This is a genomic window from Tenacibaculum sp. TB-56 (assembly GCF_059716275.2).
In genome coordinates, this window is record NZ_CM201367.1 from 1,951,444 (window position 1) to 1,977,602 (window position 26,159).

A 26,159-nucleotide genomic window follows, 5' to 3' on the forward strand; every position below is an offset into this window, starting at 1 on the left:
ATTATGTTAAAGTTTGTAAAAAACCATATGGAAACAATTGCAGGTATTGAACTATACCCAATTATTTCGTTAAGCATATTCTTTACATTTTTCGTAGTGTTATTTTGGTGGGTATTTACAGCCAAAAAAGAATATATAAGTAGAGTAAGTGAATTACCTTTAGATAATTAGTAAAATTAAACAAGATGAAAAAATATTTTCAATCTATAGTATATATCATTTTTGTTGCAGTAACCTTTTTTGCTATTGCTACTGCAATTAAATCATACCAAAATCCATTTAGCCTATATGAACATCCATTAGTTTGGATAGCAATTGTAGGACTTATAACTGTTGTAGTTTTAAAAGAAGCTTTAAACATTGTAGCGCAACAAAGAGCAGAGCAACTTCAAATGGAAAAGGATGGAGTTAAACCAGAAGAAGTTGATAATTGGGCTTGGGCTAAAAAGCTTATCAGCAAATGGACAGAAGCGAAAGCAATTGAGCAAGAAGATGAAATTATTCTTGATCATAACTATGATGGAATAAAAGAGTTAGATAACAACTTACCACCATGGTGGTTGTATATGTTCTATGCAACAATCATTTTTGCAGCGGTGTACTTAGTAAGATATCATGTATTAGGTGCAGATAACCAAGAGATGGAATATGCGCAAGCAGTTGCTGAAGCTAAAAGAGAATTAGCAGCATTTAAATCGACTTCTACCGAAGCTGTTATTGATGCAGAAACGGCTACCGTTTTAACCGATGCTGGAGATTTAAGTAGAGGTAAAGCAGTATATAATCTAAACTGTGCAGCATGTCACGTTGCTGATGGTGGTGGTGGTATCGGAACTAAACTTAACCGATGAATATTGGATTTTAGGTGGTGGTATGAAAAATATTTTCAACACTATTGCTAATGGAGGTAGAGACGGTAAAGGTATGGTAGCTTGGAATAAAACATTAAAACCTGCTGATATTCAAAAAGTGGCAAGTTATATTATTTCTTTACAAGGAACCACTCCTGCAAAGCCAAAAGAACCACAAGGAGAATTATATAAAGAAGAAGGAGTAGCTCCTGCTGTAGCTAAACCTGATGAACAACCAAAAGACAGCATTCAATAAATAATTAGTTACAAATTAGTTTTTAATAGTTGATTATGGAAACACCCAAAAACGAACAATTTAGAGATAGTATAGGCACTATAAATGAAGAAGGTAAAAGGGCTTGGGTGTTTCCAAAAAAACCTAGCGGTAGGTTTTATAAATATAGGAGTTACGTAAGTTATTTTTTATTAGCATTTTTACTATCAGCTCCTTTTATAAAAATCAACGGAAACCAATTTTTACTATTTAATGTTCTAGAACGTAAGTTTAACATTTTTGGTTTCCCTTTTTGGCCACAGGATTTCCATTTAATGGTAATTTCAATGATAATAGGAGTGGTATTTATCATTCTGTTTACAGTTGTTTTTGGTCGAATTTTCTGTGGATGGATTTGTCCACAAACTATTTTCTTAGAAATGGTGTTCAGAAAAATAGAATATTTAATTGAAGGGGATAGAGGAAAACAAATACGATTAGCTAAACAACCTTGGAATGCAGAAAAGATTAGAAAGAGAGTTTTAAAATGGATTATATTTTTTATCATCTCTTTTATTATAGCCAATGTATTCTTAGCCTATTTAATAGGAAGCGATAAATTAATAAGTTACATAACAAGTAACCCGTTAGATAATATTAGTACCTTAATTTCACTATTAATATTTACAGGAGTATTCTATTTTATATTCGCTTGGTTTAGAGAGCAAGTATGTATTATCGCTTGTCCTTATGGTAGATTACAAGGAGTACTGTTAGATAATAAAACGATAAATGTTGCTTACGACCACGTAAGAGGAGAAGGAAAAACAGGAAGAGGAAAGTTCAATAAAAAAGAAGACAGAGCAGCATCAGGAAAAGGAGATTGTATCGATTGTTTTCAATGTGTACATGTATGTCCTACAGGAATTGATATTCGTAACGGAACACAATTAGAATGTGTAAACTGTACAGCATGTATCGATGAGTGTGATCATATGATGGAAAAGGTAGGACTACCTAAAGGATTGATTCGCTACGCAAGTGAAGAAAACATTGTAAAAAAAGCACCTTTTAAGTTTACAGCAAGAATGAAAGGATACTCAGCAGTATTGTTCATTTTAGTCGGAATTTTAGTTGGAATGCTGTTTTTAAGAAATGATGTTGAAGCTACAATTTTACGTTTACCAGGACAATTGTATCAACATAAAGAAAACGGAATCATCAGCAATATTTACACTTTTAAAGTTGTAAATAAAACAACAAAAGAAATTGATGATGTTAGTTATAAACTGTTATCTCATAAAGGAAAAATAGAAACGGTAACACATCAAAATTTTGAAGTTCCTAAACAAGGGCTAGCAGAAGGTACATTGTTTATAGAACTACATCAATCAGAAATGAAAGATGAAAAGGAAAAACTAAAAATTGGAGTGTATAGTGGCGATAAACTTATTGAAACTACTACAACCAACTTTTTAGGACCAAGAAGTTATAGATAAATTGGTCGAAAATAAATAGAATTAATGCTAAAAGCCACAAGCTAAAAGCAAAAAAACAAAATAAAATGAAACTAAACTGGGGCACGGGTATAGTAATAGCAATAGTAGGATTTATAGGGTTTATCATGTATTTCGTAGTAACAATGAGTACAGGTAAAAACTTTAATCACGATTTAGTAACAGAAAAGTACTATCAACAAGAACTGGAAGTTCAAAATCAAATTAATGCTACTAAAAATGCAAAAGCGCTAAAAGAAAATATTAAAATAGAAAGAGTAACTGAAGGAATTAAAGTCCATTTTCCAACGGACTTTAACCCTAAAGATATAAAAGGAAAAGTGTTCCTATACAGACCATCTGATAAACAATTGGATTTCGAAATGCCTATTTCGCTTTCCGAAACATATTTGCTCGTGCCTGAGAACCGTTTGTTGGGTGGTCGTTGGAACATAACCGTTTCCTGGAACTACAAAAGTAAAGATTATTTATTTCAGAAAGAATTAGTTTACTAATGTTTCTTTCAGCAATTATTTTTGGGCTATTAGGAAGTTTTCACTGTATAGGTATGTGCGGACCTATAGCCTTTATGTTGCCAGTTGATAGAACAAACAAAGTAAAACAGTTCTTTCAAATAGCAAGCTACCATTTAGGGCGCCTATTTACCTACAGTTTAATAGGTTTGTTGTTTGGGTTATTAGGAAAAGGATTTTACTTTTTCGGATTTCAACAACAACTTTCAATCATCGTAGGTGTTTTAATGATTTTGGTAATCTTATTACCTAAAACTTTTCAAAAGTATAATTTTTCAACGCCTATTAATAAATTGGTAATGAAAGTAAAGTCTTCTTTAGGAAAAGAGCTAAAGAAAAAAGGGAATGATACTTTCTTTACCATAGGTTTTTTAAATGGGTTTCTTCCTTGCGGATTGGTGTATATGGCCGTTTTTGGAGCATTAACTACCAATAATATGTTATCAGGTAGCTTGTATATGTTTCTTTTTGGTTTAGGAACTATTCCTTTAATGACAGCGGTGGTGTATGTAGGTAATTTTGCTAATGGTTTGGTAAGAAAAAGAATTCAACAAGCCATACCTTACGTGGTTGTTTTTATAGGAATCTTATTCGTATTAAGAGGATTAGGGTTAGGAATTCCTTACATATCTCCATTACCAGTTACTGAATTACATAATTCCGTAGAAGGGTGTCATTAAGAGCTTTACTGATAAAAATCATGGTTTAAATGAGAAAGTTTAGGTAACTTTATAAGGTGTATTAAACTTTAAAACTAAACGAATCATGAAAAAAATAATTGTTCCTGTTGATTTCTCTGAATATTCTGAAAAAGCATTACAAACTGCTGTGTTTTTTGCAAAAGAAACTAATGCAGAAATTGTGGTTGTGCATATGTTAGAGCTTTCAAATGCTGTACTTAGTCAGTCAGAAAGTTACATACAGCAAGAAATGTTGTTCTATTTAGAGTTAACAGAGAAAAAGCTCGCTGAATTTTTAAAGAAAGACTATTTATCTGGTGTGAAAATAACACCGATTATCAAGCATTTTAAAATTTTTAGCGAAATAGATCTTTTAGCTAGAGAAGAAAAAGCAGATTTGATCATAATGGGATCTAAAGGAGTTAGCGGATTAAAAGAAATGTTTATAGGATCTAACACCGAAAAAGTAATTCGTTATACTCATATTCCTGTGCTAGTAGTTAAAGAAAAGCCAATAACCGAAAAGATAGAAAAGGTGCTGTTTGCTTGTGATTTTTCTGATGATGATGTGAAATCCTATATGAAGGCGAAAACTTTCTTTAACGGTCTTAAAACAGAGGTAGAGCTTATATATGTAAGTACTCCTACGTCTAAGTTTAAAAGTACAAAAGAGCTAGAAGAAAGAATGGAGCGATTTTTTAAACAAACCAACGAAAGTGCTAAGGAAGGAATGAAAAAGGTGAAAATTGTTTCAGATTACTCAGTAGAAAGCGGTGTGTTTTATTATGCTGATAAAATAGATGTTGATGTGTTAGTTGTAGCAACACATGGTAGAAAAGGAGTAGCTCACTTTTTTGAAGGAAGTATTTCTGAAGATATTGCAAATCACAGTAAATTACCAGTAATGTCTTTCAAGATATAAGGATGTAAATAGAAATTAAAAAGCTCATTCAAATTTGAATGAGCTTTTTAATTTTATGATAAAGAAAGGATTATTTACCTTCTTTTGTTTTGATATCACTTACAAATTTTTGTAAACGTTTTCCATATTCAGAATTTTTAACTCTATCAGTTAAACTATTGTTGATAGTATCTAAAAGTTGAATATTAGCATCGTATAATTCAGATAAAGCAATGTAAGGAGCAGCTTCGCTATCTGCATTAGCAATGGCAAAGTTTGTAGAAAATAAGAAACGACGACGTATCATTTTTTTGTAATCGTCTTCTACTTGCTGTATTTGAGTTTCATCTTGAGATTGACGAGCTTCTACTTCTTTTTTTACAAAATCTAAACGTTGCTCTAAAAACTTCTGATTTATCTTACGATATTCCTCCATCACTTCTTGGTTTTTAGAACCTTTAATTTCAGGTTTAAAACCAAACTCTTCAATATTATCATTTATGGTAATTTCACCTTCTTCACCAAAGAACATAATGTGTTTGTCGGTTGTGTTTCCATCAAAAGTAAGGTAGTACATCACAGGAGACTCTACATTATCGGTTAAGATAAATTTGTCATCACCTAATAAAGCTAAAGAATCAACAGATACTAATAAGGTATCGTTCATTTTTTGAAGATATAAAGTACCTTTTTTTAGTCCTTTGATTTGACCTTTAACTATCATGTTTCCCTCTTTTTTAGAGGAACAGGCAAAAGCTACAAGCGCAATTGCGAAAAGAGCAATAATTTTCTTCATTGAATTCAAAATTTGTCTGTTGCAAATATGCAGATTTCTCTTAAACTTTTGAGGCAATTTCCATTAAAATTGTACAGAGAATTGCTCCTACGGTACCTATTGCATATCCGAAAACAGCTAATAAAACACCTACAGTAGCTAATGATGGGTGAAAAGCTTGCGCTACAATAGGAGCAGAAGCAGCACCACCAACATTTGCTTGACTTCCTACAGCCAAGAAGAAATATGGAGCACGGATTAATTTAGCTACTAAGATTAATAATCCTGCATGAATAGCCATCCAAACTAAACCAATAGCAATTAATCCTACATTGTCAAAAATTAAAGTTAAGTCCATTTTCATACCAATAGTTGCTACTAGTACATAAATAAAAATACTACCAATTTTACTGGCTCCAGCACCTTCATAATTTTTAGCTTTTGTAAATGATAAAAGTATCGCTACAATAGTTGAAATACTTATTAACCAGAAGAACCCTGATCCTAAAAATGAAAAGATATTTCGCCAAGTTTGAGATTCCATACCAGCAGTAATAGCAGCAAAGATTTCGCTTAAATATCCTGCAGCAAAATGACCAAAACCAACAGTACCAAAAGCGATAGCTAACATGATGATAAAATCAGTTAAAGTAGGATTTCTACGTACACCTTGTGTAAAACTCGAAACTCGTTCTTTTAAGTCTTCAATAGCAGAAGTATCAGCTTTTAACCACTTATCAATTTTATCTTTTTTACCAATTCCGATTAAAATAATTGCCATCCAAATGTTAGCTACAACAATATCAACAAATACCATTCCTCCATATTTAGCAGGATTGTATTTGTAAATTTCTAACATGGCAGTTTGGTTTGCCCCACCACCAATCCAACTACCAGCAAGGGTTGATAAACCTCTCCATACAGCATCAAAATCTGCTCCGCCAACAGTTTCAGGAGAAAATGTAGAAATTAATAAAATAGCGATAGGCCCTCCAATAACAATTCCGATAGTTCCTGTAAAAAACATAATTAATGCTTTTGAACCTAAGTTAAAAATTGCTTTTAAATCAATGCTTAAAGTCATTAAAACTAAGGCAGCAGGCAATAAAAATCGACTAGATACGTAGTATAATTGCGATTTGTTTTTTACCACTTCGCCAGCAGTATTTGTAGTTTCCCATTCAGGAGAAATAACGCCTAGTGTAGTAAATATTGCTGGGATAAAATAGGCCATGAATAAACCTGGTACTATTTTATAAAATTTATGCCAAAATCCTGAGGTTTGTGATTCTGTATAAAAAACAAAACCTAAAGAAATCATTAAAATACCAAAAACGATTGCATCGTTTGTAAAAAGAGGTGCTTCCATCTAAAAAAAAATTTGCCGCTAAAGTATGAAATAATAGTTAGTTCTATTTTCTGTGATCTGTGGTAATTGCAATTCCTAGTTGAATTCTATTAAAATTACCAACATTGTTAACATTGATTAGCTGATATCCTGCTTGAAGTTTTATAATATCAGAAACTTTGTACTTAAAACCTGTTCCGAACCAATTTTGGTTGTATGCTTCACCTTCAAAATCTAAAAAAGTTTCATTGTATATGTAAGTAGACCATTTTTGATCTATAGGATGACTCAAAGCTAGTTGATATCGAAAGAAATTATCAGTAGTTGATTTTAAAAAACGTTGTTCACCTCTAAAGCGATGTGCTATATTTAAACTAGCTATTTTATGATAAACATTCAAATCTTCATAAATGCGATGTTCGCTAAAGTCACCAGCAGTAATATTAAAAGTTTCATCAGTGTTTAAGAAAGCATACCCTACGGTAGCATTTATATTTTTATTGAATTTATAATTAGCTCCTAAACGCCCGATGAATTGTTGCATGTCGTCTCCAACTTCAAAGAAACGAAAATGTGCCATAGATTTTAACCCGAACTTATCTGAGATTTGGTGAGATCCGTTGTACATATACCATACACCTAGTTCTTTGGTTGGGTCAGGTTGAATTTGAGAAAAACTGTTTAATGAAAATAAGGTGATAATTAACAAGAATAATTTTCGCATAGTAGTAATTGTGGTTCTTTGTGATATTAAAAATCTCCCACATAAATAGATATGTGGGAGATTTTATGTTATACTGACAAAAATATAAACTCGATAATTTTTTGGAAAAGTTATACTGTTAAAGTTCTTTGAATTTGTTTATAAATCATCGTTTTTAATTGGCTCTTCCTTCTTTAAATAGGTGTCTAAGAACTGTAAGATTTTACTATTTGCTTCTATTTGATTTTCTTTTTTCACAAAACCGTGCCCTTCATCGTCAAAAAGAACATATTCCACAGGAACTCCGTTTTTCTTAACTCCAGCCACAATTTCATCAGACTCTACTTGTAAAACTCTTGGGTCTTTAGCTCCTTGTAAAACCATTAAAGGTTTGGTTACTTTATCGGTGTGGAATAAAGGAGAAATTCTTTTAAGTCTAACTGAATCGGCAGAATAAGGATTTCCTAACTCTTTGTATAGGGCTTCTCTAAACGATTCCCACCACGACGGAATACTTTTTAAAGTTCGCATCCAGTTGGTTACTCCGTAAATATTTACCCCAACAGCAAATTCTTCAGGGGTATAGGTTAATGCAGCCATGGTCATATAACCACCATAAGACCCTCCAATAATTCCTATTTTTTCAGCGTCAATTTCTGGTTGGTTAGCTAACCAATTCTTACCTTCTACACAATCTTGTAAATCTTTTTCACCGTGATTTAAGTCATCCATAGTAAAAAAGGTTTTACCATAACCACTACTTCCACGATTATTTACAGCTAAAACAGCATATCCGTGGTTTACTAAGTATTGGATTCTGGAATTGAAATTTTGACGTGATTGTCCTCCTGGTCCTCCATGTACCCAAACTAAAGCAGGAACTTTATTGTCTTCTGAAGCTTGATGAGGTAAGTAATAAATTGCAGGAATCGTAACTCCATCAAAAGAAGGGTAACGTATTACTTTCGCTTTTACTAAATCATCAGGATTAATTTCTTTGTTTAATACGTCAGTTAGTTGTGTTTGTTTTTGAGTTGCTAAATCGTAAACGTATAAGTTAGATGGTGCATCAGAACCTCCAGCATAAAAACGCATCATGTTTTCATCTCTAGAAAAACCAACGCTAGTTATACTTTTTCCGTTAACATTAGGTAAGGTTATATTTCTACCTTCGGCAACATCAAAAACTTCAATTACATTTTTTGCATCCTCGTTAATATAAGTGACTCTATATTTTCCATTGTTGGTAAAATAGCTTCCAGAAATATCCCAATCTTTTGCTAACACTTTTTCTGTTTCATTAGTGCTAATGGTATATTTCATTAAGGTAGCGAACTCACCTTCTGCATCTGTTGTGTAGTAGAAATCAGTATCATCAATAGAAAAATCAGCGGCTGAATTACCACTCAGCGTAAGATTAATTTTTGTGATTACTTTGGTGGTTCTATCAAACAAAAACAAATCGCTGTCATTTGTATTAACCGTTTTGCTTAGCGCTAGAATGTTTTTATTATTTGATATTGCTGCTACGTTATAACTGTCTTTATTTTCATAAATCATGGTAGGTGTAAAAGTTTCAAGATCCATTTCATAAAGGTCCATAAAGCGCTTGTCTCTTTTATTAGAAGTAAAAAAGAAACTTTTCTCATCTTTTGCCCAACCAAAAAATCCAGCTCTAGCACCTTTAGTTGGTGTTAAATCTTTAATATTGCCATCAAGTTCTCTTAAAAATATATGATAAATTTCATCTCCATTATTATCCATTCTGAATAACATTCTCTCATCTTTTGGAAAATATGAGGTAGCAAAAACAGAAGAGCTGTCTGATTTTGTTATTTGTTCAAATTCTCCGTTAGTTGTAGAAACTGTGTACATGTTATAAATTCCCGAACGATTACTGGTTACGAGTAATTTTGAGTTGTCTGGAGAAAAACTTCCTCCTGAAACACTCTCGTTATCCATCATTTGTTCGATAGAGTATTCTTTAAGTGTTTCAGCAACTTCTGTTGGCTTTTTTTGCTCTTTTTTACAAGCACTAGCTATAATAGTAATAGCGAGTAGTACGATTATTCTTTTCATTATGTAAGGTTTTTTAATTTAAAATTATTCTACAGAAAATTTTTCGGTTTCTTTAAACGGAGATAAATCTATTTTTTCTACCTCAACTTTATATTCTTTCCAGTCTTTATCGAAAAAAGCATTGGTTTTTTCAATAGCTTCTTTAAAAGCTCCTTTAAATTGATTGATTAATTGTTTTTCAGTAGCGGTTTGCTCACCAAATCTACTGTTTACGTACCAATTTGCTGTACCTAATCTTTGTGTAACTGTCGGATCTGGATTACGGATAATTCCTTGGCGTTTATCAACTTTACCAAAGTAAATATCAAGTAAGCTATCAATTTTTTTAATAGTTTCGGTTGAATTTTTTATTTGCTCTTTGTAGGCCTTTTTATCCTTTTTTGTGAGTTCGGTTTTGTAATTATTAGCGATGTCTTTGCTTTCAACTAACTGTTTAACTGCATCTGCAATAATATTTTGATACTTTTCAAGTTCTTTGCTTGTATCATATTTTTGATTGATAGCCGTTTGAGAAATAGTTAATCTAGGGTCGAATTTTACCGTGATGTTTTGTTCAGAAGTTTGATCTCCAAACGTAGTTTTAATTCTGTAAGTACCTGGTTTTACTCTTACACCACTAGGTTCACTTTTTTGTTTTCTAATGGTTCTTGAAGGTCTAGAAACTCCTTTTTCATCCATAAACCAAACACCTTTGTGAATTCCATTTTCTTTTGGAGTTTTTTGTTTGATGGTTCTTATCAATCGATTTCCATCAAAAATTTCAAACTTGATGGAATCCCATTTTATCTTGTTTTCAGTTTCTTTTGAGTTCTCGACTGTGCTCGAACTGACATCATCGGTTTTTTTATCTTTTGGTTTTTCGTCAGTTTTTGGTTTATTAATATAGAATTGTACCAAAGCACCGCGACTTCTATTTTCTCCGTTATACAAAGCATCAGCACCAAATCGGCTGCCTGTTGGTTGTTGGTAGGCAGCTTGATAAGCCACAGGAGGTTCAAACAATTCGATTTTTTTTGTAAGGATGTTTTTGTTTGTAGCCAAAGCTCTTAATGGACGAATATCATCTAAAACCCAAGCAGATCTTCCAAAAGTTCCGATAACCAAATCATGCTCTCTTGGATGAATTACTAAATCTTTTACAGGAACAGTAGGAAAACCTTCTGTCCATTTTGTCCATTTTTCACCAGCATTTAATGAAATGTATAGTCCATCATCTGTCCCTAAAAAAAGTAAATTAGGTTCGATAGGGTCTTCAATAATACTTAACGCAAAACTTTCTACATCATTTTCATCAACAATACGTTGCCATGTTTTTCCGTAATCTTTTGTTCTGTAAGCATAAGGTTTATAGTTAAAACGACGATAATCGTTAGCAACTAGTAAAGCTTCTCCTTTATTTTTGTTAGATGCTTTTATTTGTGTAATCCAACTATTTTCTGGTAACCCTTTTAGGTTTTTAGCAACATTTGTCCAAGTTGCACCACCATTTTGAGTGACATGTACCTGACCATCATCCGTAGCTGCCCATAACATGTCTTTTTCTATAGGAGAAGGTTCGATAACTAAAACAGTACAATGGTTTTCTGCTCCTGTAGCATCCATAGTTAAGCCTCCACTTTCTTGTTGATTGAGTTTGGTTTTGTCATTGGTGCTTAAGTCTGGAGAAATAACTTTCCATGTTAATCCTTTATCGGTTGATTTATGCACGAATTGACTTCCGAAGTATAAAGTTGAATTATCAAATGGATCAATATTAATAGCAGAGTTCCAGTTAAAACGTAACTTTACATCAGGGTCTGGATGCGTAGGACGAACTGTGTAATTGTTCCCTGTTTCGTAGTCATAACGAGATACAAAACCTTGTTGACTCATTGTCCAACCATAACGAGCATCGTCTTTATCTGGTACTACGTCAAAACCATCACCAAAACTAATTTCTTGCCAATACGAATTTCGGATACCTTGTGATTTCCAAACATAGGCAGGTTCGTCGCCAAGAACCGTTGTCTTGCATTCCTCCGTATACATTATAAGGAAATTCATTGTCAACATTAATATGGTAATACTGGGCGATAGGAAGGTTGGCAATAAAACGCCATGTTTTACCACCATCTCTAGTTATATTTAATCCTCCGTCATTACCATCAATCATAAAGCTTCCATCTTTAGGATGTATCCACCATGCATGGTGATCTGGGTGAATTCCGTTGTCAACTCCATAAGCAGGCATTAGTTGATTGAAACTTTTTCCACCATCAATAGAAACATTTACATAGGTGAAAATAGAATACAACTTGTGCTCGTTTTGAGGATCGACATAAATTTCTGAATAATAGAATGGGCGGTCACCAATTCCTTTTTTATCGTTGATTTTCGTCCATTTCTCACCACCATCTTCACTTTTATATAGTGCATTCTTTTTTGCTTCAACTAAGGCGTACACAATATTTGGGTTTGATGGAGCAATGGCAACACCAATTCTACCCAATTCTCCCTTAGGAAAACCTTCTTTATCGGTAATTTTTTTCCAGTTCTCACCTCCATCATGTGTTATGTATAAACCACTTCCTTCACCACCAGATTTAAAAAACCAAGGATCACGTTTGTGTTCCCACATAGCAGCGATTAATTTATTTGGATTTGATGGATCCATAATTAAATCGGCAGCACCCGTTTTTATATTGTTGAATAAGATTTGTTTCCAAGTTTTACCTCCATCAGTAGTTTTGTATACACCACGTTCTTTGTGTTCACCCCATGGAGAACCTATAGCACCTACATATACAATATCAGGATTATCAGGATGAATAACTACACGATGTATGTGTCGTGTTTTTTCTAATCCCATGGATTTCCATGATTTTCCGGCATCTAAGGATTTAAAAATTCCGTAACCACCATTTAAGCTGTTACGCGGATTTCCTTCACCAGTTCCTACCCAAATAACACTTGGATTTGATTGTTGAATAGCTACCGCTCCGATAGAGGCAGTTACCTCTTTATCGAAAATAGGTTGCCATTTAATACCACCGGAAGTAGATTTCCAAACCCCACCAGAAGCAGTACCAACGTACATAATATCAGGATTTGACTCAACTACATCGATAGCGGTTACACGACCACTCATACCACCCGGACCGATGTTTCGTGGTTTCATGTTTTTAACCAGATCCATTGAGAATTCTTGTGAAAACAATATAGATGTTGCGAGCAATAAAATGAAAGAAAAAAGCTTGTTCATAATTGTTAGTTGATTGAAGTTTAGTTGTGTACAATTTACAAAATAGAAAACGCCTAATTAAAAATTAGGCGTTTTTTTTACAAGGAGTTAAGATTTTGAGGTTAATCTTCTTTCTTTTTGGGTTCTCTTTTTGCTTCTTTAAGTGCTTGCATAAGCATCCATTCAATCTGCCCATTAGTAGATCGAAACTCGTCAGAAGCCCATTTTTCAATAGCTTTTAACATGTCTTCGTTTATGCGGAGTGCAAATGCTTTCTTTTTTGCCATGTTTGTTATTATGTAAGAAACAGTTGTGTTTAAGAGTTAAATTACGGGTCAAAAATACGACTTCCTCATATTTAGTTATATCAAAGAGAGAATGAAACTAAAAAGATATATGATGGTAAATAATATTATACGTATCATAATTGTTGTACTTTATGTTCATAGGTTTCTAAAACACGTTTTGCTTCTTGTTCTTTTTTGGTTCCTATAAGTAATTTTTTACCATTTTTTAGTTCTAGTTGAATACCTATATCTCCTGAAATATTTAAAGCAGTTCCTCTTTTTTTATTCCAAAGTAATCCGCCTTTTAAGCCCCATCCTCCATATTCACCAATTGGGTCATAATTTCTGACATAGGCTTTTTTAATTTCAGACCAAGCTATTTTTCTTAAGGATAGATGAAAAGGAAAGAACTGATAATGAATTCCATATTCATCAATTCTTGTGGTTAACTTGAAAATGAAAATAAAAGCAAATGAAGCTAAAACCCCAAGAAGAGTAAGTGTTAACTCTGTAGAACTCATTGTAGAGTTTTCTTGTGCGTATTCTTTAATGATAAGAGTAAGAGGTACAATTAAACTTACAGCTAATATTACTAATAACCAAAGTTGTGTAAATCGTTGCTCTTCTTTAAAAATTTTCATTTTATCGGTTTTTATCCTTTTCAAGTACAGCTAATAAAATACTATTTCTTTCTAGAACGTTAATAACACGCCATCCTTGTTTGGCAAAATTATTTAATTGGTCCTCAAAGTTTTGTTGGGAGTTTGTCCAGCTAAACTCTTGTTTAATTATTTTATATTCCTTCATCTTTTCATCTTTTAATTCTTTAATCTTTCAATTTATTAATGATTTAACGTTCCTGCATTAACTACTGGCGATGCTTCTTTATCTCCACATAAAATCACTAATAAATTACTTACCATTGCAGCCTTACGTTCTTCGTCTAACTGAACAATTTCTTTTTTATTCAGTTCTTCTAAAGCCATATCAACCATATCAACAGCTCCTTGTACTATTTTATGACGAGCTGCAACAATAGCTGTAGCTTGTTGACGCTTTAACATGGCACTTGCTATTTCTTGTGCATAGGCCAAATAACCAATACGTGCTTCTAAAACTTTAATACCAGCAATAGCTAAACGCTCTTCTAATTCTTTTTCTAAAGCTTCACTTACTTCATTAACACTAGAACGTAACGTAATGTCTTCTTCATGACCTTCATCAGCAAAATTATCATACGGATACATGCTAGCTAGTTTGCGTACAGCAGCATCTGTTTGCACACGAACAAAATTTTCATAATTGTCTACATCAAAAGCAGCTTTATAAGTTTCGGTAACGCGCCATACCAAAATGGTGCTAATCATTACTGGATTTCCAAGTTTGTCATTCACTTTTAAACGCTCACTATCAAAATTACTCGCTCTTAAAGAAATAGTTTTCTTTTTGTATAAAGGGTTAGCCCAATACAATCCATTTTGCTTTACGGTACCAACATATTTTCCAAAGAATAATAAAACTTTAGAAGAATTAGGATTCACTAAAATGAAACCTAATGCTAAAATAAATGCTAATACAGACATTATTATGAATATTGGGTTTTCTGTTTTAATAGCTAATGTAATTCCACTTATAAAAAGTGCAAGAACAATAAAGAACATTAAATATCCATTAGCTGGTTTGATGATTTTTTCTGCTTTCATTTTTTGTTTTTAGTTAAAGTGGTATTAAAATGATATCATAAAGATATAATTTAATTTTTGTTAAATCCAAATTTTTGAGGAATTATTTTTATAATTTAGCTTCCGATTATAATTTAAACTATACATGAAGACAAAATTTTTAATAGTATTCGCTGCGTTTTTGGTAAGTGTTTCGTCAATAGCTAATAATGAAGATGTATGGGGACCAACTGGTCATAGAGCTACGGGAAAGATCGCAGAAAAACACCTGACAAAAAAAGCTAAAAAGAAAATAGAAAAGCTATTACAAGGAGAAAGTTTAGCGTTTGTATCTACGTATGCAGATGAAATAAAATCTGATAGAAAGAAATATGGTAAATTTTATACTTGGCATTATGTAAATATGCCATTAGATGCTCGTTATGAAGATACCGAAAAGAACCCAGAAGGAGATATGGTTACAGGTATTGAGAAATGTATGAAAGTACTAAAGAATGAAAATAGCTCTACAGAAGATAAACGTTTTTACTTAAAGATGTTAGTGCATTTAGTAGGAGATTTACATCAACCTATGCACATAGGTCTAAAAGAGGATTTAGGAGGAAATAAGATACAAGTTCAGTGGCATGGTAAAGGATCAAATTTACATAGGGTTTGGGATGATGATTTACTAGATAAGTGGGATATGAGTTATATTGAATTAGCAAGTAATGCTAAAGATTTATCGAAAGAACAAATAAAAGTAATTCAACAAGGAACTGTGGTAGATTGGTTACACGATACACATAAAATTACTAAAGAGGTATATAAATCTGTTGAGGTAGGAGAGAATTTACGCTACCGCTATTCATATATTTATTTTCCTGTAGTAAGAGAACAATTACAAAAAGGAGGTTTACGATTAGCTAAATTATTGAATGAAATTTATAGCTAAGCAATAAAAGTATTACTGATAGTAAAAGCCCGAAAAAGTATTTTTTCGGGCTTTTTTCTTGTTAATGTTTCGTTAATTCTACTGTTTAACTAACACAATCAGTTAATTTTGAGAGGAAACAAATATCAAATGCATAAAATTCTAATACTTTTTTTAGGGAGTTTCATGTTGTTTTCTTGTAAAGAAAAACCAAGAGAAACAGATGAGGTTACAGAGTCTTCTATTAAAATAGCTACGCTAAATTACGAAGCGTTAAAACCGCTGCTGCATAAAAATGATGATAAGACTTATGTTGTCAATTTTTGGGCAACTTGGTGTATGCCTTGTGTAAAAGAACTACCTGCTTTTGAAAAGTTAAACGCAGCGTATAAAGATAAAAATGTAGAGGTGGTTTTGGTGAGTTTAGATTTTCCTAAACAGAAGGAAAGTAACTTAATTCCATTTGTTAAAAATAGAAAATTAGAATCTAAAGTACTTCATTTTGATGATGCAAATGAACAGTTTTGGATACCAGATATTGCTGAAAACTGGTCGGGTTCTATACCAGCAACGTTAATTTACAATAAAGAAAAAAGAAAGTTTTACGAGCAATCATTTAGCTATGAAGAGTTACAAAATGAATTACAAACCTTTTTAAACTAAATAATTATGAAAACATTTAAAGTAACATTGTTATTGTTAGTAGTTGCAACTATATCTGCATTTACGATTAATCCATCAAAAGGATATAAGGTAGGAGATGAAGCGGCTGATTTTTCACTAAAAAATATAGACGACACCATGGTTTCTTTAGCTGATTATTCAGAGGCAAAAGGATTTATTGTAGTGTTTACGTGTAATATGTGTCCGTATTCAGTAGCAAATGAAGACAGAATTATTGCGTTGGATAAAAAATACAAAAAGAAAGGATTTCCTGTAATTGCTATTAATCCAAATGATCCAGAGGTTTCAAAAGGAGATAGTTTTGAAGCGATGAAAGTACGTGCAAAAGAAAAAGGTTTTACGTTTCCTTATTTGTTTGACGAAGGTCAAGAGGTGTATCCAAAATACGGAGCAACTAAAACACCACATGTTTACATATTGAATAAAAAGAAAGGTAAATTAATTGTTGAATATATTGGTGCTATTGATGATAGCTCTCGCAACGAGAATAATGTGAAAGAACGTTTTGTTGAAAATGCGGTTGATGCTTTGTTGAAAGGAAAAAAGCCAGCAAAAACAGATATTAGAGCAATAGGATGTTCTATAAAAGATAAAAGAAACAGTTAATAAATACCAATAGGATATAAGAATCCCACTTTTATGTGGGATTTTTATTGTTTAAACAGAATTAATACACAATTTCAAACGTAGTTATAACAATCAACTTAAAATTAAATAATGAAGAAACTATTACTATCACTACTATTTGTTAGTACAGCATTAACAGCACAAACAGTCGATTTAAATTATTACTTACCACAAGATGTATCCTATAATCAAAACATACCAACACCAAAATCAGTTTTAGGACACGAAGTAGGAGAGTGGCATGTAACTCATGATAAATTGGTAGAGTACATGAAAACATTGGCAACATCTTCAGATAGGGTAACGTTTGAAAACAGAGGAAAAACTTATGAAGGAAGACCGTTAGTATTGTTAACAATTACTTCTCCAAAAAATCATCAGAATTTAGAAGCAATACGAGAAAACCATATCAAAGCAACAAATGATGCTTCTGTAGATGTGTCTAAAAATCCAATTGTGGTATACCAAGGATTTTCAATTCATGGAAATGAGGCGAGTGGAACGAATGCAGCGTTAGCAGCTGCTTATTATTTAGCAGCGGGAGAAGGGCAAAAAATTGAAGAATTATTAGATAATTCGGTAATTCTTTTTGATCCAGCGATGAATCCAGATGGTTTACAGCGTTTTGCGTATTGGGCAAATACAAATAAGGCAAATAATATAAATCCAGATCCAAATGATAGAGAATATCATGAGGTTTGGCCAGGTGGAAGAACGAATCATTATTGGTTTGATATGAATCGTGATTGGTTACCAGTTCAGTTGCCTGAGAGTAGAGCAAGAATTCAAACTTTTCACAAATGGTTGCCGAATATTTTAACCGATCATCATGAAATGGGAACAAATTCTACCTTCTTTTTCCAACCAGGAATTCCGAGTAGAACAAATCCGTTGACTCCAAAAATGAATCAGGAATTAACCAAAGAAATTGCTACGTATCATGCAAAAGCATTCGATAAAATAGGTTCAACCTATTATTCAGAGGAAAGTTTTGATGATTTTTACTACGGAAAAGGGTCAACTTTTCCAGATATTAATGGAAGTATCGGAATTTTATTTGAACAAGGAAGTTCTCGCGGGCATGCGCAAGAAAGTGAAAACGGAATATTAACGTTTCCATTTACAATTCGTAACCAGTTTACAGCAGCATTATCAACGTTAGAGGCTGCAAAAAGTATGCGAACTAAAATCTTACAATACCAACAAAACTTTTATAAAAACTCAAGAAGTTCAGAAAAGAACAATGCTATTGTATTTGGAGATGAAAAGGATGCAACGAAAACAAATCATTTAGCAGAAGTTTTACAACGTCATCAGGTAAAATTCCATGAGTTAAAAGAAGATTTTACATCCAACGGAAAAGATTTTAAGAAAGGATACAGCTACGTAATTCCTATGAACCAAAAAAATCATAGGTTGGTAAAAGCGATGTTTGCTGTACAAACGAAATTTAAAGATAGTTTGTTTTATGATGTGTCTGCATGGACATTTAATCATGCTTTTGGAGTTGATTTTGCTGATAATGTTTCGTTGTCAAAAGCAGGAGCTGAGGTAACTAAATTACAACCAAAACAAGGGAGAATTCAACAAAAAAGTAGTGTAGGATATTTATTTCCATGGAACGAATACAATACACCAAAAGCGTTGAATACAATTTTAGAAAAAGGATTACGAGCTAAAGTAGCGATGAAAAAATTTACAAATGATGGTAATTCGTATGATTATGGAACCATTTTTATCCCTGCTCAAAATCAAAAATTAAATGGAAGCGAGTTGTTTAATTTCTTAGGTACAATAGCCAACGATAATCATATAGAAATCAAAGGAGTTTCTACAGGATTGAATGAGGGAATTGATTTAGGAAGTAGAAATTTTGAAACCGTAAAACAGCAGAAAGTAGCGATGCTAGTTGGTAATGGAATTACAAGTTACGATGCAGGTGAAATTTGGCATTTGTTAGATCAGCGTTACGATATAAAATTAACGAAGTTAGATACTGATTATGCTACGAGGGTTAACCTTGATAGGTACACAACGATTATTGTTCCTAATAGTCGTTCACTTGACAAGAACTTAGAAGAAAAATTGAAGGTTTGGGTACGTAATGGAGGTGTGTTAATTGGATACCGAAACGCAGTAAACTGGTTATCGAATAAAGGATTTATTGATGTAAAGTTTAATAAAACTAAAATAGACTCTGTGAATGATGTATCGTTTGAAAATCGTTCGTTACAATCAGGAGCACAAGTAATTGGAGGTGCTATTTTTGAAGCAAAGGTTGACCGCTCACATCCAATCAATTTTGGATATAAGAATGATAAAATAGCATTATTTAGAAATACAAAACAGTTTATTCAACCTGATGCAAAGAGTTATAACAATCCAATTCAGTACACAAATAACCCGTTATTGAGTGGTTATATTTCAAAAGAGAACTTAAAAGAGTTGAAAAACACCGTTCCGTTTAAAGTTCAACGATTAGGGAGTGGTAGAGTAATCGTTTTTACAGACAATACCAATTTTAGAGCGTTTTGGTTTGGAACTAATAAACTATTGATGAACGCTATTTTCTTTGGAAAGTTGATGTAACAGAATTAGAGGTGTAACAAAATTCTAAATAACTCGTCTTTTAAGTACTTTAATCAATAAAGAACTATGAGTTTATTTAGAGTTTTATTAGCAATTTTTTTCCCACCATTAGCAGTGATAGGTAAAGGCTGCGGATCTATTATTATAGTGTTTTTACTAACACTTTGTGGATGGGTTCCTGGAGTTATTGCAGCACTAATCATATTAAATAATCCAAATTAGTTTTGTGTAATGTAACAATTTGGTAATTTGAAAATGTATCAATGAAAAAACTCCAATTTGAAGAAATCAAATTGGAGTTTTTTTTTACGGTCTATTCTCTAGTCTCTCTTTTCTCATTTCTAAGTTTCCTATTCAAGAACTTCTTCTATAATTTTTCCAGAACATCCGTTAGGGAATTCTATTTGTAATAAATTAGAAATGGTTGGAGCGATATCTACAATTTCATATTTCTTTTTAGAAACACCTTGTTTAATTCCGTTTCCGTAGAAAATCATAGGAATGTGAGTGTCGTACGAGTAACCTGAACCGTGTGTAGTTCCTTTTCTTGAACTACTAGCAATAGTTGACGGATTTGGAATTAAAATAACATCACCCGAAAATTTTTGGTTATAACCGTTTTGTAACACATGTAAAATACCGTTAGTGAACGTAGTAGTTTGCATGGTTCTAGCAGTTACAGCTTTGTAAATTCTGTCATGGTTAATAGATTCATCAACAATAGTTTGTGCTACCGTTTCATAATCTAATTTTAACTCTTTGATTTTATCTTTGTTCAAGAAAACTTGAAAATTAGAAACATTTTCAATGATTTCATCCGATTTAAAATGCTTTACAGTAATCTCATTTAAAAAGTTTTTAAAAGCTACAGGTTTTACATATCCCGCAGGTATTTTTAACGATTCTAAGTATGAAGGAACTTGCACAGCAGCATGATCAGCAGTTAAGAATAAAGTATAATTGTCTTTTCCAACTTGTGTATCTAAAAATCGAAATAAATCCGCTAAATCTTGATCTAAACGTAAATACGTATCTTCAATTTCTTTAGAAGCAACTCCAAATTGATGTCCAACATAATCAGGAGAAGAATAACTGATTGTTATAAAATCAACAAATTCAGATTTTCCTAAGTTTTCACCTATAATAGTAGCTTTGGCAAAATCGGTAGTAATAGAATTACCAGCAGGAATTCCTTTTATAATACTGTAATTGTTGTTACTTTTTCTTAGAGTAGGAATATCATGAGGGAATACAGGTCTCTCTTGTCCTTTAAAAGTAACTTCAAAATCGTTATCGTCTTCAATACTTTGAGTGTACGTACTGATGTCATATAAAGTTTCCCAAGGCTTACATAAATATTCATCAGCTTTTCCTGAAGCGTTAAATTCTTTTACCCAAGTTGGTAGTTCATCTAAGTAAAAAGAAGAAGAAATCCATTGTCCTTTATCACCACCATCAAACCAATAAGCAGCATCAGCAGTATGACCTGCAGGTAAAATAGCTGATCGGTCTTTAATAGCAATTCCAATAGTTTTTCCTCTCATATTTTGAGCCAGTTTTAACTGGTCGGTTACGGTAGTCGTTAACATTCTGTAAGGAGATTTTTTTCCTCCTTCACCGTCATTACCAATTGTATTGTAGTTGTCATCATCTACACAATAAATAGTCTTCTTTAAGTATTTATCATACCAATGGTTACTTATAATACCGTGATTTGTAGGGGTAGTTCCTGTATAAATAGAAGTGTGTCCTACAGCAGTATAGGTAGGGATGTAGTTGTAATGAGCGTTTTCTAAAGAAAACCCTTCTCTTTGTAAACGTTTAAAACCATCATTTCCATATCGACTAGCGAAACGAGTAAGATAATCATATCGCATCTGATCAATAACAACCCCTACAACCAGTTTAGGTTTTTGGGTACTTTTTTGAGGAGCGGTAGCACAACCTGTAATACATACAACGGCTAGTAAAAAAGCTAATTTTTTCATTTTATTCTTTAAAAATTAAAACTCAAAGGTACATAAAAAGAAAGCTAAAACTCTTAAATAAGGCGAGGAGTTAATGGTTTTTTAATACTTTAGCAGAAAGAAAAAATAGATTTCGTTTAATGAATTACATTGAGCATATAGGCAAATACGTTGTAATGCTAAAGCAGGTTTTTACAAAGCCACAAAAAGCAAGAGTGTTTCGTGAAGCTTTATTTAGAGAAATAGATGAACTAGGGCATAAATCGATAGGGATTATAGCTTTTATATCCTTTTTTATTGGGGGAGTTATTGCCTTACAAACAGCGTTGAACTTAGAAAGTCCGTTTATACCAAAATCATTAATTGGTTTTGCAGCGAAACGATCAGTAATTTTAGAGTTTGCACCTACATTTTGTTCTATTATTTTAGCAGGAAAAGTAGGGTCTTATATTACTTCAAGTATAGGAACGATGCGTGTAACCGAGCAAATTGATGCGCTAGAAGTAATGGGGATTAACTCACTTAACTATTTGGTTTTACCTAAAATAATAGCTACAGTTTTCTTTTATCCTTTTTTAATTGTTTTAGGAATGTTCTTAGGAATTTTTGGAGGATGGGTAGCAGGAGTTTTATCAGGATTGTTTTCTGGGGCAGATTACATAGCAGGAGTTCAAATGGATTTTGATCCGTTTTTAATTACGTATGCATTGATAAAAACGGTGGTTTTTGCTTTTTTAATAGCTACCGTACCTTCGTATCACGGATATTATGTAAAAGGAGGATCGTTAGAGGTTGGTAAAGCAAGTACCCAATCGGTAGTGTGGACAACTGTACTTATCGTAATCGCAAACTATTTCTTAACTCAAATGTTATTAACCTAATGATAGAAGTAAATAATTTACATAAAGGATTTAATGGTGTTGAGATTTTAAAAGGTATATCAACATCTTTTAAACCAGGAGAAACAAGTTTAATAATTGGTCAGAGTGGTTCGGGTAAAACAGTTTTTTTAAAATCCTTAATTGGGTTGCACACACCAGAACAAGGAACAATCGTGTATGACGGTTTAGCAAATATTGATATGACGTTAGAAGATAAACGTCAATTTCGACAAGAATTAGGAATGGTATTTCAAGGAAGTGCATTGTTTGATTCGCAAACAGTAGAAGAAAATGTGATGTTTCCTTTAAAGATGTTTACGAATAAACCTGAAGATGAAATGTTAGATAGGGTAAACTTCGTATTGAAACGTGTAAACCTTGAAAATTCAAATAAAAAGTTTCCAGCACAATTATCGGGAGGAATGCAAAAACGTGTAGCAATTGCCCGTGCTATTGTAATGAATCCTAAATACCTATTTTGTGATGAGCCTAATTCAGGGTTAGATCCGCAAACATCTATTGTAATAGACAACCTAATTCAAGAAATTACTGACGAATATCAAATCACTACAGTAATAAATACACACGACATGAATTCGGTGATGGAAATTGGAGATAAGATTGTTTTTCTAAAAAATGGAGTTAAAGCATGGGAAGGATCACACAAAGAAATCTTCAAAACAGATAATGAAGCAGTGGTAGATTTTGTGTATTCATCAAATTTATTTAAAAAAGTAAGAAAAGCATACTTAAATGACCTTTAGGTAACTTTCTGTTAATTAATAGGTAACAAAAAACATTAAAAATTTTTCAAAAAAACTTCTAAAAAATGTTTGCGGGAACAATAAAAGCTTCTATATTTGCACCCGCAAACGCAGAAAAGCAAAAGCAAAAAATGACCGGGTAGCTCAGTTGGTAGAGCATCTCCCTTTTAAGGAGAGGGCCTGGGTTCGAGCCCCAGCCCGGTCACTAGTAAAGCTTCTCGATTTTACGGAGAAGCTTTTTTTTAAAGCTTTGGGGAGATTCCAGAGCGGCCAAATGGGACGGACTGTAACTCCGTTGTCTTACGACTTCGCAGGTTCGAATCCTGCTCTCCCCACAAAAAACCTCAATCAGAAATGATTGAGGTTTTTTTGTTATTACAATAATTTTGTTTAATGTTTTTTGTTTTTAATTAAACAAAATATGTATTTTTGTTAGATACTAAATATTTTAATATGAGAAAAGTGTTGATACTCTTGGTTTTACTTCAGTCGTTTACTGGAATGTCTCAAAATGAAGGAGTAATTTCAGGAAAAGTTGTTGATTCTAAAACAAGAGAAGTGCTTCCTTTTGTTAATGTTTTGGTATATGGAACAAAAATAGGAGCAGTTTCAAATGAAAAAGGAGAGTTTGTATTGAAAAATGTTCCTTTGGGGTATAATAAAATACAGGCTTCGTTTATAGGCTATAAGACGTTAATTTCTGATGAGTATTTAGTTACTAAAGATAATTCGCCATATATAACCTTAGAGTTGATTGAAGATGCAACACAGTTAAAAGAAGTTCAAATACAAGCACCATTATTTAAAGAATCTGTAGATAGCCCATTATCGCTTCAAAGTTTAGGAATAGCTGAAATAGAAAAGAATCCAGGAGGGAATAGAGATGTCTTAAAGGTTATTCAATCTTTTCCTGGAGTAGCCTCCAATCCTGGATTTAGAAATGATATTATTATTAGAGGAGGAGCAACTTCTGAGAATAAGTTTTACTTAGATGGAATTGAAGTTCCTGTAATAAATCACTTTCAAACCCAAGGGGCAACTGGTGGGCCAGTAGGAATTATGAATGCAGATTTAATTCGTAAGGTAGATTTTTATTCAAGTGCATTTCCAGCAAACAGAGGTAACTCTTTGAGTTCTGTTATAGAGTTTACTCAAAAAAGAGGAAATCCAAATTCACTAAACACAAGAGCAACTATTGGAACTTCAGACGCAGGAATAACCTTAGATGGTCCATTAGGAAAGAATACGACTTTTATGTTTTCTGCACGTCAATCGTATTTACAGTTTTTATTTAAGTTGATAAAACTTCCTTTTTTACCAACATACAGCGATTTTCAAGTAAATGTTAAATCGCAATTATCAAAAAATAGTGAATTATCAATAGTTGCTTTGGGAGCCATTGATGATTTTGAAATTAATAAAGAGGTAAACGATGGAGAAACAGATTTTGAAACGATAAAGAGAAATAAAGTTATTTTAAATTCTGTTCCCGTAAACAGTCAATGGAATTATACAGTAGGAACCAGTTATAAGTATTTTGCACCAAACTCAACACATTTAGTTGTGCTTAGTCGAAATGAGTGGAAAAACAAGGCGGTAAAATATTTTTTAAATGAAGAAATACCAGCAAACTTATTGTTAGATTATTCATCAAAAGAAATAGAGAATAAATTGCGATATGAAAACAGCTTTGAAAGTGACAATAAGATTGATTTTAACTTAGGTTTTAACTTAGAAACAGCAAGATATACGAATAACAATTATCAGAAAAATGCTAATTCAGATGGAGTAATTATCTACGATTTTAATTCAGTAATAGATTTTGTTAAGTATGGAGTTTTCGGACAAGTATCAAAAAGATATTTAGATGAAAAATTAGGAGTTTCTTTTGGTTTTAGAATCGATGGAATTGATTACAATTCAACAATGAAAAATCCATTCAATCAATTTTCACCACGATTGTCGTTGAGTTATAATCTGTCTGAAAAATGGATGATAAGTTCTTCCGTAGGACGCTATTATCAATTACCTTCTTATACAGTATTAGGCTATAAAAATGATGTAGGTGAATTTGAGAATAAAAAAGGATTGAAGTATATACAATCAGATCATTTTGTAAGTGGATTAAGTTATAAGCCTAATACAAGCTCAAAAGTAACTTTTGAAGGGTTCTATAAAGGACATAAAAACTATCCATTTTCGCTAAGAAATCAAATAAGCTTAGCAAACCTAGGAGCTGATTTAGGTATTATAGGTAATGAAGCTGTTAGTTCTACATCTGAAGGTCGAGCGTATGGATTTGAGTTATTGACACAGAAAAAGTCGTATAGCGGACTGTACGGAATAGCATCGTATACTTTTGTAAGAAGTGAATTTAAAAACACATTAGGAGAGTATATTCCTTCTACATGGGATAATAAACACTTACTAACGGTTACCGCAGGAAAAAAGTTTAATAAGAATTGGGAGGTAGGTTCTAAGTTCCGATTGGTAGGAGGTAAGCCTTACACTCCTTATGATTTAGCAGCGTCATCTTTAAAAGATAATTATGATGTTCAAAACGGTGGAATTTTAGACTATAGCAAATTAAATACTCAAAGGCTTGATACGTATACACAACTAGATATTCGTGTAGATAAAACGTGGTTTTTAAAGAAAGCGGCCATAAACTTATATTTAGATGTTCAAAATATATATGCTAGTAGCTCTAAACAGCAACCATTTTTATTGCCTATTGAAGACGAAAACGGAAGAGTAACTGATCCAAATGATAATTCTAGATATGTATTAGAAGAAATAGAAAGTACTTCTGGTAGGGCGTTACCACGTATAGGAGTTATAGTAGATTTTTAACAGTATCAAGCTTTAGAAGTTTTATTGAAAACAGTAAATTGCTCGTTTAAAAAATTATAATACGATTTTTCAAGTATAGAATCTTCTATGATTATTTTAATTGTTGAGTTGT

24 protein-coding genes, 2 tRNA genes and 1 pseudogene are annotated in these 26,159 nt (G+C 32.5%); 17 read left to right on the top strand and 10 right to left on the bottom strand.

Annotated features, from left to right (window positions below; all coding sequences use genetic code 11):
• The first annotated feature begins 3 nt into the window (after nt 1-3).
• From AC3VI6_RS09450 to AC3VI6_RS09480, 7 genes are all read left to right on the top strand, one after another.
• Nucleotides 4-171 carry a CcoQ/FixQ family Cbb3-type cytochrome c oxidase assembly chaperone gene (locus tag AC3VI6_RS09450; RefSeq protein WP_497705978.1) on the top strand — a complete coding sequence of 56 codons (168 nt, stop codon included), beginning with the start codon at nt 4-6 and terminating at the stop codon, nt 169-171.
• A 14-nt stretch (nt 172-185) separates the two neighbouring features.
• A complete protein-coding gene (locus tag AC3VI6_RS09455) occupies nt 186-851 on the top strand; it encodes a cbb3-type cytochrome c oxidase N-terminal domain-containing protein (RefSeq protein ID WP_497705979.1) in 666 nt (221 codons plus the stop codon).
• Complete coding sequence (locus tag AC3VI6_RS09460; protein WP_497705980.1) at nt 814-1,107, top strand: c-type cytochrome; 294 nt, start codon at nt 814-816, stop codon at nt 1,105-1,107. The genes AC3VI6_RS09455 and AC3VI6_RS09460 overlap by 38 nt, the downstream gene beginning before the upstream one ends.
• Before the next feature lie 35 nt (nt 1,108-1,142).
• Nucleotides 1,143-2,564: a cytochrome c oxidase accessory protein CcoG gene (ccoG, locus tag AC3VI6_RS09465; protein WP_497705981.1), complete on the top strand. Its 1,422-nt coding sequence runs from the start codon at nt 1,143-1,145 to the stop codon at nt 2,562-2,564.
• A 65-nt stretch (nt 2,565-2,629) separates the two neighbouring features.
• Nucleotides 2,630-3,076 carry a FixH family protein gene (locus AC3VI6_RS09470; RefSeq protein ID WP_274633632.1) on the top strand — a complete coding sequence of 149 codons (447 nt, stop codon included), beginning with the start codon at nt 2,630-2,632 and terminating at the stop codon, nt 3,074-3,076.
• A complete protein-coding gene (locus AC3VI6_RS09475) occupies nt 3,076-3,774 on the top strand; it encodes a sulfite exporter TauE/SafE family protein (protein WP_299000520.1) in 699 nt (232 codons plus the stop codon). Before AC3VI6_RS09470 ends, AC3VI6_RS09475 begins: the two co-directional genes overlap by 1 nt.
• An 85-nt stretch (nt 3,775-3,859) precedes the next feature.
• Nucleotides 3,860-4,696, top strand: coding sequence for a universal stress protein (locus AC3VI6_RS09480; protein WP_497705982.1), 837 nt, complete (start codon nt 3,860-3,862; stop codon nt 4,694-4,696).
• Nucleotides 4,697-4,766: 70 nt separating this feature from the next.
• On the opposite strand, the gene AC3VI6_RS09485 is transcribed toward AC3VI6_RS09480, so the two are convergent.
• From AC3VI6_RS09485 to AC3VI6_RS09525, 9 genes and pseudogenes are all read right to left on the bottom strand, one after another.
• Nucleotides 4,767-5,471: a DUF4369 domain-containing protein gene (locus AC3VI6_RS09485; protein WP_497705983.1), complete on the bottom strand. Its 705-nt coding sequence runs from the start codon at nt 5,469-5,471 to the stop codon at nt 4,767-4,769.
• Between the two features lie 40 nt (nt 5,472-5,511).
• Nucleotides 5,512-6,819, bottom strand: coding sequence for a DUF819 family protein (locus AC3VI6_RS09490; RefSeq protein ID WP_497705984.1), 1,308 nt, complete (start codon nt 6,817-6,819; stop codon nt 5,512-5,514).
• Nucleotides 6,820-6,862: 43 nt separating this feature from the next.
• Complete coding sequence (locus AC3VI6_RS09495; RefSeq protein WP_497705985.1) at nt 6,863-7,522, bottom strand: DUF2490 domain-containing protein; 660 nt, start codon at nt 7,520-7,522, stop codon at nt 6,863-6,865.
• Nucleotides 7,523-7,660: 138 nt separating this feature from the next.
• A complete protein-coding gene (locus AC3VI6_RS09500; protein ID WP_497705986.1) occupies nt 7,661-9,580 on the bottom strand; it encodes a S9 family peptidase in 1,920 nt (639 codons plus the stop codon).
• A gap of 24 nt (nt 9,581-9,604) precedes the next feature.
• Nucleotides 9,605-12,821: pseudogene (locus AC3VI6_RS09505) on the bottom strand (WD40/YVTN/BNR-like repeat-containing protein).
• A 101-nt stretch (nt 12,822-12,922) separates the two neighbouring features.
• Entirely contained in the window at nt 12,923-13,087 is a 165-nt protein-coding gene (locus AC3VI6_RS09510; RefSeq protein ID WP_299034599.1) for a type II toxin-antitoxin system antitoxin, read from the bottom strand.
• A gap of 134 nt (nt 13,088-13,221) precedes the next feature.
• Nucleotides 13,222-13,728, bottom strand: coding sequence for a hypothetical protein (locus AC3VI6_RS09515; protein ID WP_497705987.1), 507 nt, complete (start codon nt 13,726-13,728; stop codon nt 13,222-13,224).
• Between the two features lies 1 nt (nt 13,729).
• On the bottom strand, nt 13,730-13,894 hold the full coding sequence (locus tag AC3VI6_RS09520) for a DUF4177 domain-containing protein (RefSeq protein WP_274635153.1): 165 nt from the start codon (nt 13,892-13,894) through the stop codon (nt 13,730-13,732).
• Between the two features lie 35 nt (nt 13,895-13,929).
• The gene (locus tag AC3VI6_RS09525) at nt 13,930-14,790 is read right to left on the bottom strand and encodes an SPFH domain-containing protein (RefSeq protein ID WP_497705988.1); all 861 of its coding nucleotides are present in this window, start codon (nt 14,788-14,790) and stop codon (nt 13,930-13,932) included.
• Between the two features lie 124 nt (nt 14,791-14,914).
• On the opposite strand from AC3VI6_RS09525, the gene AC3VI6_RS09530 reads away from it, so the two are divergent.
• The 5 genes from AC3VI6_RS09530 (at nt 14,915) to AC3VI6_RS09550 (ending at nt 19,804) form a co-directional block, all read left to right on the top strand.
• The gene (locus AC3VI6_RS09530; protein WP_497705989.1) at nt 14,915-15,703 is read left to right on the top strand and encodes a S1/P1 nuclease; all 789 of its coding nucleotides are present in this window, start codon (nt 14,915-14,917) and stop codon (nt 15,701-15,703) included.
• Between the two features lie 129 nt (nt 15,704-15,832).
• Nucleotides 15,833-16,345: a TlpA disulfide reductase family protein gene (locus AC3VI6_RS09535; RefSeq protein WP_497705990.1), complete on the top strand. Its 513-nt coding sequence runs from the start codon at nt 15,833-15,835 to the stop codon at nt 16,343-16,345.
• Nucleotides 16,346-16,351: 6 nt separating this feature from the next.
• Nucleotides 16,352-16,972, top strand: a complete 621-nt coding sequence (locus AC3VI6_RS09540; protein ID WP_497705991.1) for a thioredoxin family protein — start codon at nt 16,352-16,354, stop codon at nt 16,970-16,972.
• Between the two features lie 111 nt (nt 16,973-17,083).
• Complete coding sequence (locus tag AC3VI6_RS09545; protein ID WP_497705992.1) at nt 17,084-19,582, top strand: M14 family metallopeptidase; 2,499 nt, start codon at nt 17,084-17,086, stop codon at nt 19,580-19,582.
• A gap of 66 nt (nt 19,583-19,648) precedes the next feature.
• Complete coding sequence (locus AC3VI6_RS09550; RefSeq protein WP_299000549.1) at nt 19,649-19,804, top strand: YqaE/Pmp3 family membrane protein; 156 nt, start codon at nt 19,649-19,651, stop codon at nt 19,802-19,804.
• A 128-nt stretch (nt 19,805-19,932) separates the two neighbouring features.
• On the opposite strand, the gene pafA is transcribed toward AC3VI6_RS09550, so the two are convergent.
• Nucleotides 19,933-21,570 carry an alkaline phosphatase PafA gene (pafA, locus tag AC3VI6_RS09555; RefSeq protein ID WP_497705993.1) on the bottom strand — a complete coding sequence of 546 codons (1,638 nt, stop codon included), beginning with the start codon at nt 21,568-21,570 and terminating at the stop codon, nt 19,933-19,935.
• Nucleotides 21,571-21,689: 119 nt separating this feature from the next.
• Between pafA and AC3VI6_RS09560 the strand changes: the two genes are divergently transcribed.
• From AC3VI6_RS09560 to AC3VI6_RS09580, 5 genes are all read left to right on the top strand, one after another.
• Nucleotides 21,690-22,430, top strand: coding sequence for an MlaE family ABC transporter permease (locus tag AC3VI6_RS09560; protein ID WP_497705994.1), 741 nt, complete (start codon nt 21,690-21,692; stop codon nt 22,428-22,430).
• Nucleotides 22,430-23,194: an ABC transporter ATP-binding protein gene (locus tag AC3VI6_RS09565; RefSeq protein WP_497705995.1), complete on the top strand. Its 765-nt coding sequence runs from the start codon at nt 22,430-22,432 to the stop codon at nt 23,192-23,194. Before AC3VI6_RS09560 ends, AC3VI6_RS09565 begins: the two co-directional genes overlap by 1 nt.
• A 133-nt stretch (nt 23,195-23,327) precedes the next feature.
• Nucleotides 23,328-23,399: transfer RNA gene (locus AC3VI6_RS09570), tRNA-Lys, on the top strand.
• Nucleotides 23,400-23,446: 47 nt separating this feature from the next.
• A tRNA-Tyr gene (locus tag AC3VI6_RS09575) sits at nt 23,447-23,529 on the top strand.
• A 118-nt stretch (nt 23,530-23,647) separates the two neighbouring features.
• A complete protein-coding gene (locus tag AC3VI6_RS09580) occupies nt 23,648-26,047 on the top strand; it encodes a TonB-dependent receptor (RefSeq protein ID WP_497705996.1) in 2,400 nt (799 codons plus the stop codon).
• Nucleotides 26,048-26,159 lie beyond the last annotated feature (112 nt).